The 11,844-nt window shown below is 71.4% G+C and carries 12 protein-coding genes; 7 read left to right on the forward strand and 5 right to left on the reverse strand.

Translation table 11 applies throughout. From position 1 onward, the window contains the following. Window positions 1-4 precede the first annotated feature (4 nt). Genes VA596_RS17750 through VA596_RS17760 form a run of 3 tightly spaced genes read right to left on the reverse strand, consistent with a single transcriptional unit; the run spans window position 5 to window position 2,446 of the window. Window positions 5-1,393: a WXG100 family type VII secretion target gene (locus VA596_RS17750; protein ID WP_323328459.1), complete on the reverse strand. Its 1,389-nt coding sequence runs from the start codon at window positions 1,391-1,393 to the stop codon at window positions 5-7. 3 nt (window positions 1,394-1,396) lie between these two features. After that, window positions 1,397-2,038 (reverse strand): DUF3558 domain-containing protein, encoded by a 642-nt coding sequence (locus VA596_RS17755; protein ID WP_323328460.1) that lies wholly within the window; start codon window positions 2,036-2,038, stop codon window positions 1,397-1,399. Between the two features lie 12 nt (window positions 2,039-2,050). Continuing rightward, complete coding sequence (locus VA596_RS17760; RefSeq protein WP_323328462.1) at window positions 2,051-2,446, reverse strand: hypothetical protein; 396 nt, start codon at window positions 2,444-2,446, stop codon at window positions 2,051-2,053. Between the two features lie 186 nt (window positions 2,447-2,632). Here VA596_RS17760 and VA596_RS17765 point away from each other — a divergent pair, with 186 nt between their 5' ends. From VA596_RS17765 to VA596_RS17790, 6 genes are all read left to right on the forward strand, one after another. After that, complete coding sequence (locus VA596_RS17765) at window positions 2,633-3,217, forward strand: TetR/AcrR family transcriptional regulator (RefSeq protein WP_285451531.1); 585 nt, start codon at window positions 2,633-2,635, stop codon at window positions 3,215-3,217. 23 nt (window positions 3,218-3,240) lie between these two features. Beyond that, the gene (locus tag VA596_RS17770) at window positions 3,241-3,807 is read left to right on the forward strand and encodes a TIGR03086 family metal-binding protein (protein ID WP_323328467.1); all 567 of its coding nucleotides are present in this window, start codon (window positions 3,241-3,243) and stop codon (window positions 3,805-3,807) included. A gap of 215 nt (window positions 3,808-4,022) precedes the next feature. Further along, on the forward strand, window positions 4,023-5,375 hold the full coding sequence (locus tag VA596_RS17775) for a hemolysin family protein (RefSeq protein ID WP_323328469.1): 1,353 nt from the start codon (window positions 4,023-4,025) through the stop codon (window positions 5,373-5,375). Then, the gene (locus VA596_RS17780; protein WP_323328471.1) at window positions 5,372-6,415 is read left to right on the forward strand and encodes a hemolysin family protein; all 1,044 of its coding nucleotides are present in this window, start codon (window positions 5,372-5,374) and stop codon (window positions 6,413-6,415) included. Before VA596_RS17775 ends, VA596_RS17780 begins: the two co-directional genes overlap by 4 nt. Beyond that, a complete protein-coding gene (locus tag VA596_RS17785; protein ID WP_323328473.1) occupies window positions 6,412-7,302 on the forward strand; it encodes a 3-methyladenine DNA glycosylase in 891 nt (296 codons plus the stop codon). Before VA596_RS17780 ends, VA596_RS17785 begins: the two co-directional genes overlap by 4 nt. A 126-nt stretch (window positions 7,303-7,428) precedes the next feature. Next, window positions 7,429-9,540, forward strand: a complete 2,112-nt coding sequence (locus VA596_RS17790; protein ID WP_323328475.1) for a hypothetical protein — start codon at window positions 7,429-7,431, stop codon at window positions 9,538-9,540. Between the two features lie 3 nt (window positions 9,541-9,543). Here the strand turns inward: VA596_RS17790 and VA596_RS17795 are convergent, their stop codons facing one another. Beyond that, window positions 9,544-10,332, reverse strand: a complete 789-nt coding sequence (locus VA596_RS17795) for an aldo/keto reductase (RefSeq protein ID WP_323328477.1) — start codon at window positions 10,330-10,332, stop codon at window positions 9,544-9,546. A 48-nt stretch (window positions 10,333-10,380) separates the two neighbouring features. Further along, window positions 10,381-11,184: a helix-turn-helix domain-containing protein gene (locus tag VA596_RS17800; RefSeq protein WP_323328479.1), complete on the reverse strand. Its 804-nt coding sequence runs from the start codon at window positions 11,182-11,184 to the stop codon at window positions 10,381-10,383. Between the two features lie 250 nt (window positions 11,185-11,434). Here VA596_RS17800 and VA596_RS17805 point away from each other — a divergent pair, with 250 nt between their 5' ends. Next, window positions 11,435-11,794, forward strand: a complete 360-nt coding sequence (locus VA596_RS17805; protein WP_323328481.1) for a nuclear transport factor 2 family protein — start codon at window positions 11,435-11,437, stop codon at window positions 11,792-11,794. The last annotated feature ends 50 nt before the right edge of the window (window positions 11,795-11,844 follow it).

An 11,844-nucleotide genomic window follows, 5' to 3' on the forward strand; every position in this document is an offset into this window, starting at 1 on the left:
CGCTCTACTCGCCGATGACCGGCGGACTGGTCCGCTGGTCGGTCCCGAAGATGGCGTCCGGGTCCGCCTCGATCAGGTAGTCCGGCCGCTGGTGTTCATCATCTTCCTCACCTTCGCCGCGCCGCCCGCCGGCACCCATCGGCCCGCCGGCCTGCCCGGCCCGCCCCCCGGCCGACCGAGCGGCAGCGGCCTCCGCGGCGGCCGCGTTGCCAAGACTGCCCATACCGGACCCGCGCCCGCTGCCGAGCCCCCGCTCCCCCGCGGCGCCGGATCCACCGCCACTCCCTGTTCCCCCGGCGCCCCCGATCGGACGGCCGTTGGAGTCGAGAAGCCGCCCGCCGGCGCTGCCACTGGACGGACCACGCCCACCGGGGCCAGAGCCGGTGCCGGTGCCCGTGCCCGTGCCGCCGGGTTCCCCGAAGGTGTTGGAGTAGTTCTGACCACCGCCACCGCCACCGCCACCGGTACCGGTCGGGTAGAAGTCGACCCCACCGGTCCCGGGCGGCGTCTTGCCGGGCCGGTCCGAACCGGTCGCCTGGCCGGGCTTGCTGCCGGTCGGCAGCGTCGTCGAACCGGTCGGCCGGGTCGTGTCCTCACCGATCCCGCCGGGCCGGTCCGTGCCACCGGGCCGATCGGTCCCGCCGGGCCGGTCCGTCCCACCCGGTCGATCGGTGCCGCCAGGCCGGTCGGTGCCACCGGGCTGGTCCTTCCCACCGGTCTGCGTGGTGTCGACGCTGGAGGTCGAGGTGTGGTCGTTGTTGTTGTTGTTTTCGGTCGTCGACGTGTGGTGCTCCACGTGCGCGGGCGGGGTGGGCGGCGGCCCGACCGGTGGCGGCCCCGCCGGGGTCTTCACCGAGATCGCGGCGCCGTCGGACTCGAGGACGCCGTACTCCGTGGGCAAGGCGGACCGGGTGCTGTCGGTGGCGCTGCTGTACTGGTCCATGACGCGGACGTTGGTCTCGTTCGCCGCGTTGTACTTCGCGATGCCCTCTTGGTAGTTGTCGATGTCGTCGGCGGCCATGAACGGCCCGGCGATCGGGATGGCAGCCTTCAGGCCGACACTCCAGGCGCTGGGCTTGTCGGGCTTCGGCGGCACTTCGACGACGGTGTAGCTCGAGTCCTCGAAAGCCGCGGCCTGGGTCTTGACGGAATTTGTGGTCGCGTCCAGAGGCGCCGAACTGTCGTGGAAGGCCCGTTCCATCGGACCCGCACCCGAGTTGGCGGCGTCCGCGGCGGGACCGCTCCACGAGTTCACCATGCGTGCTTGGAGGGCCTTGATGCTCGCACCGTGCTCCATGTAGGCGTCGGACAGCGCGCGAACGATCTGCGCCGTCTGCTGCAGCCCAGTGGTGTCACCCTGCGTGAAGTTGTCGAAGATCTGCTTGCCATCCACTCGTCAAGCCCCCTTGAGTGTCTTGATGATGCTCGCCGCGACCTGGTTGGCAGCCGCGCACGAGTCGTCCTGTCCCTGGTATCCCTGGGCGTACACGTCGAAGGCCAGGTCGTCGGCGATACCGACGTCGAGTCCACAGGAGCCCATCGAGCGCTCGTCCTGGACATCCACGTAGATCGCCGGGTAGCCCTCCACGTCCGGAGCGCGCTCCAGGAACCTGGTGATCACACCCCGTCGGTATGCGGCGTAGGCGCCCGCCAAACCGCCGGCGCCCCGCTCACGATTCCCGGTGCCGAGGATGACCGACAAGCCGATACCTTCACCCCGCAGCTTCCACAGGCACGTCGGACCAGCCTGAGAGGTCGGGGTATTGCCTTGCGGTTGGTATTCGCCCGCGTCGGTGTACCGCAATGAGGCCAGCACGTCCTTGGGGACGATCGAACAGGTTTCGGCGACGTACTTGCCGGCGTCGAGGGGTGGCCCGGGCACCTTGGGCACTTCCGGATCCGGCGTCGGCGCTCCCGCCGAAGCGGAAGCTGACGGTGCGGGCGACGCCGCGCCTCCGGTCGTCGAGGTGCAGGCAGCCGTGAGTGCGGCCGAAACCAGCAGCATTGCACCGATGACCTTGAGTTTGCTTCGGAACAAGTTCAGCTCACCCTAAACCTTGAAGGTGCTCGACAGATCCTGATCGGTCACGACGGTCTTCGACTGCGCTTCCTTCAGCTTCTTGATGTATTCCTGCGCGTACTTGCGCATGGAGTCGTTCTGGCGCTGAAGGGCGGAGATCGACTCGCCCGTCGTCGACGCGTAGCTGCCGCTGACCGGATCCTGTCCCGGAGCCAACCCGGCACCGTATCGAAGGCTGTTGATCTTCTCGCCGTCGTCGACGATCTTGTCGAGGACGTCCTCCCACTGGCCGATCACGGCGTTGAGTTCTTCGGGGTCCATCTTGAACTGGCCGCCCTGTCCCCCGCCGCCGTAGACGGGGGCCGAGTTCGCGAACGCGTCGCCCCACAGCGCCTGCGCCGCCTGTCCGGCTTCGCCGATGATCACGACTCGCCCCTTCCCCTCAGTTCACCCACCGTGATGGTGCAAAGACTAGCCAACCGTCTCACTCCGTGTCAGCGAATCGGGGCAAGCTTCAGACGATGGGGACTTCCGGGCGGTTCCCGGCCACTGCGGGTCACAAGACGTACGTACGGATTGCGAGATCCGGGTCCGCGGTGTCAGGATTCGAGGATGCCACGCGTAAGCCAGGATCACCTCGACGCAAGACGGCGCCAGATCCTCGACGGCTCGCGGGTGTGCTTCGCGCGCTACGGCTACGAAGGTGCCACAGTCCGGCGCCTGGAGGAAGCCACCGGACTCTCCCGCGGCGCGATCTTCCACCACTTCCGCGACAAGGAGTCGCTCTTCCTCGCCCTCGCCGAGGACGACGCCATCCGGATGGCCGACGTCGTCGCCGAACAGGGCCTGGTGCAGGTCATGCGTGACCTGCTGGCCGGCGACGGCGAACATCCCGCCGACTGGCTCGGCACCCGCCTCGAGGTCTCGCGGCGGCTGCGCACCGACCCGGAGTTCCGCGCCCGCTGGGCCGAGCGCTCCGAGCAGCTGACCACCGCGACGCGGCTGCGGCTGCTGCGGCAGCGGGAGGCCGGGAACCTGCGTGACGACGTCGACGTCGACGTCCTCACCGCCTTCCTCGAACTGGTCCTCGAAGGACTGGTCTCGCACCTGGCGATGGGCCTGCCGGGCGCCGGCCTCGGCCCGGTGCTCGACCTCGTCGAGGAGACCGTGCGGCGGCACCGGCCCGGCACCGCCTGAGCGGCCGTGTTCCAATGGCCCGCGTGGATCTCCTCGAGGCGCACGGCCAGGCCATCCGGGCATTCGGCGACGCGGTGCACGCCGCCGGGTCCGGCGACTGGGGCCACCGGACGCCGTGTACCAAGTGGACCGTCCGCGACCTCGTGAACCACCTCGTCGCCGAGCAGCTCTGGGCGCCTTCGCTGCTCGCCGGCGCCACCCTCGACGACGTCGGCGACCGGTTCGACGGCGACGTCCTCGGCGACGACCCGGTCGAAGCCTGGGACACGGCCGCCGAAGCCGCGCGGGAAGCCTTCCTCGACGACGGTGTGCTCGAACGCGCCGTGCACCTTTCCTACGGCCTGGTCCCGGCCCGCGAGTACGGCTGGCAGATGACCGTCGACGCCGCCGTGCACAGCTGGGACCTCGCGACCGCGCTCAGCCTGCCGAGCCCCGTCACCGAGCCGCTGGCCGAACGGCTGATCGACATCGTGCGCCCGTGGGTGGACGACTGGCAGGGCCTCGGCCTGTTCGACCCGCCGGTCGCGGTCGGGCGCGCGGCCGGGCCCACGACCCGCCTCGTCGCCCTGCTCGGGCGCCGCCCGCGCTGAATCACCCGGCGAGGTGAGCGCGCCGACACACCCGTATCCGGCACCTCGCGCGCGGGGACACGATAAGATTGTCCGCATAATCGCAGTACACGCCGATTTCCCGCTAGGAGTGACCGTTTCGTGCGCGCAGCGCAGTCACCCGGTGACAGTACCGGGCCGGGTGACCGACCCGGCTGTCCGATAGGTTCGCCCACCGCCACCACGGCGGGTGCGGAATGATGCAAATCCTCTTCGCCGTGCTCGGCGTCCTCCTCTTCGTGCTGCTGACGGTCGGCACCGGACTCGCCGTCGCGGCCGAGTTCTCCCTGACCGCGCTGGAACGCAGCACGGTGGACGCCAACGTCCGCCAGGTCGGCGACCGCCGCTCCCTGACCGTCCAGAAAGCCCACCGGACGCTCTCGTTCCAGCTGTCCGGTGCCCAGGTCGCGATCACGCTGACCACGCTCATCACCGGTTACCTGGCCGAGCCGCTGATCGGTGAGCTCGTCCGGCCGCTGCTGACCGGGATCGGCCTGCCGACGGCGTTCGCCGCGGGCGCGTCGATCGTGCTCGCCCTGGTCATCGCCACCTCGCTGTCGATGATCCTCGGCGAGATGGTGCCGAAGAACCTCGCGATTGCCCGGCCGCTGCCGACCGCCCGCGCGGTCACCGGCTACCACTCGCGGTTCTCCCTGCTGTTCCGCTGGCTCATCACGCTGATGAACAACAGCGCGAACTTCCTGGTGCGCAAGTTCGGCGTCGAGCCGCAGGAAGAGCTGCGGTCGGCGCGCTCACCGCAGGAACTGGGCTCGATCGTGCGGTCCAGCGCCGAGAGCGGCACGCTCGACACGTCCACCGCGGAGCTGCTGGACCGCTCGCTGCGGTTCGGCGAGCGCACCGCGGAGGAGCTGATGACCCCGCGTGTGCAGCTGGAGGCGCTCGAGGTGGACGACACCATCGAGGACCTCATCGCCATCTCGAACCGCACCGGCTTCTCGCGGTTCCCGGTGCACGCCGAGGACCTCGACGACGTCCGCGGCGCGGTGCACGTGAAGCAGGCCTTCGCCGTGCCCGCCGCCGACCGGGCGAACGTCCCGATCGGGTCGGTCATGCGGCCGGTGCCGACCGTGCCCGAGTCCCTGCCCGGTGACGACCTGCTCAACCGCCTGCGCGACTCGCGGTTCCAGCTGGCGATCGTCGTCGACGAGTACGGCGGCACGGCCGGGCTGGTGACGCTGGAGGACGTGGTCGAGGAGATCATCGGCGACGTCCGCGACGAGCACGACGACCGCGAAGCGCCGGCGTCGCAGCAGGTCGGCACCGACAGCTGGCTGGTGTCCGGGCAGCTGCGCCCGGACGAGGTCACCGACGTCACCGGGTTCCGGATGCCGGACGGCGACTACGAGACCATCGCCGGCCTGATCCTCGAACGGCTGGGCAAGATCCCCGCCGAGGGGGACGCCGCCGAGGTCGACGGCTGGCGGCTCACCGTCACCACGATGGACAAACGCCGCGTCGCCGAGGTCGAAGTGGCCCCGGTCCGCACCGAGGAACCGGCGGAACAGGCCGAACAGGAGGTGGCCTCGTGAGCGACTGGCTGAACATCGCCCTCGTGGTGCTCCTGCTGCTGCTCAACGCCTTCTTCGTGGGCGCGGAGTTCACGCTCATCTCGTCCAGGCGCGACAGGCTGGAAGCCCTGCTGGAGCAGGGCAAGACGCGTGCGAAGATCGTGATCAACGCGAGCAAGCACGTCTCGCTGATGCTGGCCGGCGCGCAGCTCGGCATCACCATCTGCTCGCTGCTGCTCGGGCGTCTCGGCGAACCCGCCGTCGCGCACCGGCTCTCGGCGTTCTTCGACCTGCTCGGGCTGCCCGAAGGGCTGCTGCACCCGATCTCGTTCGCGATCGCGCTGGCCTTCATCACCGTGGCGCACGTGCTGATCGGCGAGATGGTCCCGAAGAACCTCGCCATCGCCGAGCCGGAGAAGCTCGCGCTGTGGCTGGTGCCGGTGCACGTCGGCTGGGTGAAGATCGCGAACCCGTTCATCTGGCTGCTGAACTTCGTCGCGAACTCGCTGCTGCGCGCGGTGAAGGTCGAGCCGAAGGACGAGCTGGAGACGGCCTACACGTCCGACGAGCTGGCCGAGCTGCTCAGCGAGTCACGCCGCGAAGGCCTGATCGACCAGTCCGAGCACCGGCGGCTCACGCAGACGCTGTCCTCGGTGCAGAAGACGGTGTCCGACGTCCTGGTGCCGACGGCCGACCTGACGACCCTGCCGTGCGGGCCGACGCTCGGCGACGTCGAGCGGGCGGTCTCCTCCACCGGCTTCTCGCGGTTCCCGGTGTGCACCGACGACGGGCGGCTGACCGGCTACATCCACGTGAAGGACGTCCTCGACCTGGCCGGCGAGGACCCGGCGACGATCGTGCCCGCCTCGAAGACGCGGGCGCTGACCGAGCTGCGGGCCGACGCCCGGCTGGACGTGGCGCTTTCGGCGATGCGCAAGGAGGGCAGCCACCTGGCGCGGGCCCTCGACCTCGCCGGGAACGCCGTGGGCGTCGTCGCGCTCGAGGATCTCGTCGAGGAGTACGTGGGCACCGTGCGCGACGGCACCCACGTGGGCGCATGACCGGCTCGGGCGTACTCGCCGTGCTCGCCGAACCGGACTGGCTGGCCCGGGAGGCGGCGCACGCCGGCCGGATGCGCCGGTGGACCGTCCCGCACCAGGAACGCAAGTCGCGGGGCGAGAAGCACCCGGTGCTGGACTTCCTGTTCACCTACTACTCGCACCGGCCGGGTCACCTCGAACGCTGGCAGCCCGGGCCCGGCGTCGCGCTCGCCGGGCCCGCGGCGCGGCGTTTCCTGGACCGGAAGGGGTATGTCGAGACGGCCGACGGCGTCGTCCTCGACCCGTCGGGGTTCACCGAGCGCAAGGCGAAGACGGCCGAGTTCGTGCTCGGCCTGCTGAGCGCGACGGCGTCGCGCGCGCCGCGGCTGAGCTGTTTCGGGCTGCACGAGTGGGCGATGGTCTACCGCGAGCCCGCCGATTCGGTGCGCCACGGCCAGGTTCCGCTGCGTCTCGGGTCCGCGGGCACCGACACGGTGGTCGAGTCGCTGGAGATCAGGTGCGGGCACTTCGACGCGTTCCGGTTCTTCACCCCGCCCGCGCGGCCGCGCAACGCGCTGGAGCCGACGCGGGCGACGCAGGTCACCCTCGAGCAGCCGGGGTGCCTGCACGCGAACATGGACCTGTTCAAATGGGCCTACAAGCTCGATCCGTTCGTGCCCGCGGAGCTCGTCGCCGACTGTTTCGAGCTCGCCGCCGAGATTCGTGAGCTGGACATGCGGGCGAGCCCGTACGACCTGGCGGACCTCGGCTACCCGCCGGTGCGGATCGAGACCCCGGAGGGCCGGGCCGAATACGCTCGCGCGCAGGCCGGTTTCGCCCGCCGGGCGACGCCGTTGCGTGCTCGGCTGATCGCGCACTGCCATCGCCTGGTCAGCCCAGCCGAGTGAGGAGAGCACCGGCAACACGACTGTGAGTCAGATTATTCCGAGGCTGCTGATCACCTGTTAGGGTGATAACGGTTTCATTGCATAGCTGCGCGTGCTTGACATGCGCTCACCCTCGAAAGGACGACGATGGGGCGACACGCCCGGGAGGACGAGCCGGTGCCGCACCCCCTGGACCGCACCGGGGCGCCGCGCGTCCCCGGCGAGGGCCGGCCCGCCACCCCGCGGCGCCCGCGCCCGGGCGAGTCCACCGGATCCCATCAGACCACCCGCCCGAGTGAGCCGAACGGTGCCTTCGAGGCCTTCGGCCCCGGCGAAGAGGCCCGCCGGCGCAGCGGTTCCTTCCATGCCTTCGGCCAGGGTGAAGCCCCCGGTCCACACCGGACCCCGGGCCGCAGTGAAACCAGTGGCGCTTTCGAGGCGTTCGGTCAGCCCGAGGTGACCGGTCCGCGCATCTCCGACCCGCATGCTCCCGGCCGCGCTGACGCGAGTGGGGGTTTCCAGGCGTTCGGCCAGGCCGAGGGCACCGGTCCACACCGGACTTCCCGCCGTGGCGAAGCCAGCGGAACCTTCCGCGCCGCCACCCGAGGCGAGTCCCCCGGCACTCCCGCCCCCGGCGAAGCGAGCGGCACCTCCCGCGCCGCCACCCGCGGTGACTCCTCCGGTACTCCCGCCCGGGGAGAAGGCAGCAGTTCTTCCCGCGCCGCCGCGCGCGGCGAAGCGAGCGGCACCTTCCGCGCCGCCACCCGAAGCAAGGCCACCGGCACGCCCGGTACCCCCGCCCGCAGCGAATCCTTCGGCACCACCACTCGCGGCGAAGCCAGCGGGACCTTTCGCGCCGCCACCCGCGGCAAGTCCACCGGCGCGCCCAGCGGCCCGGCCCGCGGCGAAGCCACCGACTCCTCCGGCACCGCCCGTCGAGGGGAAGCCAGCGGGACCTTCCGCGCCGCCACCCGAAGCAAGGCCGCCGACCCGTCCGGCACCCAGGCGCGCGGCGAATCCACGGGCTCGTTCGACACCGGCGCCCGAAGCAAGTCCTCCGGAACTCCCGGCCGTGGCGAAGCCAGCGGCACCCCGGGCCGCGGCGACTCGACCGGTTCGTTCGACGCCCCCGCTCGTGGCAGGTCCACCGGCACCTTCCGCGCCCCGGCCCGCGGCGAAACCCCCGATGCCCCTGAGACTCCCGCCCGTGGCAAGTCCACCGGCACCTTCCGCGCCCCCACCCCCGAGGCCCCCGAGACTCCCGCTCGCGGCAAGTCCACCGGCACCTTCCGCGCCCCCGCCCGCGGCGACGACACCGGCGCTCCCGTCCGCGGTGAGTACACCGGCTCGTTCCGCACCCCCGGCCGGGGCGGTTCCACCGGGGCTTTCCCCGCGTCCGGCAAGGGCGAAGGCTCCCGCCGGGCCGGCCGGAAGGACACCCTCGGCTCGCGGCGGGCTCCCGGGCGTGGCGAAGGCACCGGGCCCCACCGCCGCGGCGAAGAGTCCCAGCGCGCCCTCAGCGACCTCGAAGAAACCACCGTCCTGCGCGCGACCGGCAGCGTGGCCGGCAAGAGCGACGACACCGGCTCCCACCGGGTCGCGGCCAAGAGCGAAGAGACCGGCTCGCACCGGACCCTCGGCAAGGGCGAGGCGACCGGCTCCCACCGCATCGTCGGCAAGAAGGCCCCGCGCCGCAAGATCGCCGGCTGGCCGATCGCCTGCGTCGTGCTCGCTGCGCTCATCGGACTCGGCATCGTCGGCTGGAACTGGGCCGACAGCGAGCTCAACAGCCGCGCCGAGGCCCAGGCCGCCAGCTGCTCCGGCGGCACCTCGCAGATGCGCGTGATCGTCACCCCGAGCGCGCAGAAGCCGCTGGAGGCCGCGGCGAACCGCTGGAACCAGGCCGCGACCGTCGTGCACGGCCAGTGCGTGCACGTGACCATCGAGGCCAAGCCCTCGGCGCAGGTGCTCGACGCGCTGGTCGGCCGCGCCAACCTCAACGCGATCGGCGGGCTTCCCTCCGCGTGGCTGCCCGAGTCGACGTACTGGGTCAGCGAGCTCACCACCAAGAAGCCCGAGCTGATCGGCTCGCCCGCCCAGTCGGTCGCCACCGCGCGGTCGGCCGACTACCCGTTCGTCGGGCTGACCGGGCCGGGCATCGACGACACCGTGCTGCGCGCCGCTCAGACCTTCCGCGAGTACCTGGAGCAGCCGGCCCAGCAGGCCGACTTCACCGCCGCGGGGATCAAGGCCGCCTGAGGCTCAGGACGGGCCGACCCGCGTGCCGTTGTCGAGCTCGGACAGCACGGCGAGGTCGTCGTCGGCCAGCTCGAAGTCGAACACCCCGAAGTTCTCGCGGGTCCGGGTCGTGGTGGCCGACGCCGCCACCGCGACGGTGCCGTTCTGCAGGTGCCACCGCAGCACGATCTGGGCCGGGGTCTTGCCGTACTTGGCCGCCAGCGCGGTGACCGTCTCGTTGGACAGGAGAGCGCCGTTCGCGGCCGGGCTCGACGCGCCGGTCAGGATGCCGTGCGCGTCGTGGAACTCCCGCAGCGGGAGCTGCTGCAGCCACGGGTGCAACTCGACGAGGTTGAGCGCCGGGACGGTGCCGGTGGAGTCGATCAGCCGGCGCAGCTCGGCCGCGCTGAACCCGGCGACGCCGATCGCGCGGGCGCGGCCGTCGCCCCGCATCCGGGACAGGGCGCGCCAGGTGTCGGTGAACGCGCCGTTGGTGCCGTCCACCAGGACCAGGTCGACCCGCTCGGCCTGCAGGCCCGCCAGCACCTGGTCGGCCGCGCGGCGGGTGGCATCGTAGCCCTGGACGGGCATCTTGACGCTGACGAACACCTCTTCGCGCGGGACGTCCGACGCGGCGAGCACCGCGCCCAGCGCCTCCTCGGTGCCTGGAGACGTGTCGATGCCGCGGTAGCCGGTGTCGAGGGCGATGCGGACGGCGCGGCCGGTCTCGCTGGCCGTCAGGCCGCCCACGCCGAACAGCAGCTGGGGGACGCGAACTCCGTCGGACAGGGCGAGCGAAGGCGGAACGGCCATCAACCGGTGATCCTCACTTCGGATGCTGCGCGGGGCTTCCGGAGCCCATCATTCCACCAGCGCGGCCCGCTCGCGCAGGTACGCGGCGGTCGCCGGGTCGGCCGGGAAGAACGACTCGATGACCAGCTCCGCCACGGTGACGTCGAGGGGGGTGCCGAACGTCGAGACCGTGCTGAAGAACGTCAGGTCGGTGCCCTCGTGGCGGAACTTCAGCGGCACGAAGATGTCACCCGGTCCGGGGACCTCCACCTCGGGCACCGGCTGGTCGCACGGGTAGGCGCGCAGCTCGGCCAGCAGTTCGGCGAGGCCGGCGTCGGCGGTCTGGCCGACCTGGCGGCGCAGCCGGCCGAGCAGGTGGGCGCGCCACTCCCCCAGGTTGAGGATGTGCGGCGCCATGCCGTCCGGGTGCAGGGTCGCGCGGAGCACGTTGGTGGTCAGCTCGGGCGCCAGGCCGCCGACGAACAGGCCGGTCGCGGCGTTGGCGTCGACGAGGTTCCAGTTCCGGTCGACGACGGCGGCCGGGTACGGCTCGTGCCCGGTGAGCAGCTGCCGCACGGCTTGGCGGACGGCGGTCATCTCGGGATCCCCCAGCGCACTCTCGGTGTAGGCGGGCGCGTACCCGGCGGCGAGCAGCAGCCGGTTCCGGTCCCGCAGCGGGACGTCGAGGTGCTCGCCGAGGCGCAGCACCATGTCCCGGCTCGGCTTGGACCGGCCGGTCTCCACGAAACTGAGGTGGCGGGTGGAGATGTCGGCGGAGATCGCCAGGTCGAGCTGGCTGATCCGGCGCCGGTCGCGCCATTCCCGCAGGAGCTCACCCACCGGCCGCGTGGCCGCCCGCACCGAAGTCGTCACCCGAGCGACGCTACGACGATCACGGGGGCGCTGCCATTACTTCGGGGGTAATGGCTCGGACGAGAGCCAGGAGAGCGGGAATCACGGTGGTCCGATGCGAGAACGCAGCCCGCCTCGCCGAACCTCGATACGACAGGCGAACGCTGCGGCATTACCTCGCGCGTAATCGACGGGCCGCCGTCCACGCGCCAGAGTTGCGCTCAGCGAGGGACGGCGACAACCCGTTGTCCCCCAACCGAAGGAGCATCCGATGACCGACGTCCGGACCATTGTGGAGCAGTACATCGCCGTCTGGAACGAGACCGATGCCGGGAAGCGGCGGGCGCTCGTCGCCGGCGTCTTCACCGAGGGGGCCGGGTACACCGACCCGCTCGGCTCAGTTGCCGGGCACGACGGGATCGACCAGTTCGTGGCCGGGGCGCAGGCGCAGTTCGGCGGGCTGACCTTCAGCCTGCCCGCCGAGCCTGACGCCCACCACGACCTCGCGCGGTTCCAGTGGTACCTCGGCACGCCCGGTGCCGAGCCGGTCGCGATCGGCTTCGACGTCGTCGAGCTGGAAGACGGCCGGATCGCGAAGGTGCACGGTTTTCTCGACAAGCTGCCCGGCTGAACGCGCGAAAAGGGCGGGCTCCCCGCGAGGAGGAGCCCACCCTGATCCCG

Origin of the sequence: Amycolatopsis heterodermiae (assembly GCF_034929455.1) — a bacterium.
Lineage (GTDB): Bacteria > Actinomycetota > Actinomycetes > Mycobacteriales > Pseudonocardiaceae > Amycolatopsis > Amycolatopsis heterodermiae.

What these genes read in the sequence shown, in the direction of transcription:
- VA596_RS17785 (WP_323328473.1), top strand. Translation starts at nt 6,412, where the DNA reads ATGACCGGCTCGGGCGTACTCGCCGTGCTCGCCGAACCGGACTGGCTG.
- VA596_RS17795 (WP_323328477.1), bottom strand. Translation starts at nt 10,332, where the DNA reads ATGGCCGTTCCGCCTTCGCTCGCCCTGTCCGACGGAGTTCGCGTCCCC.
- VA596_RS17775 (WP_323328469.1), top strand. Translation starts at nt 4,023, where the DNA reads ATGATGCAAATCCTCTTCGCCGTGCTCGGCGTCCTCCTCTTCGTGCTG.
- VA596_RS17790 (WP_323328475.1), top strand. Translation starts at nt 7,429, where the DNA reads ATGGGGCGACACGCCCGGGAGGACGAGCCGGTGCCGCACCCCCTGGAC.
- VA596_RS17805 (WP_323328481.1), top strand. Translation starts at nt 11,435, where the DNA reads ATGACCGACGTCCGGACCATTGTGGAGCAGTACATCGCCGTCTGGAAC.
- VA596_RS17765 (WP_285451531.1), top strand. Translation starts at nt 2,633, where the DNA reads ATGCCACGCGTAAGCCAGGATCACCTCGACGCAAGACGGCGCCAGATC.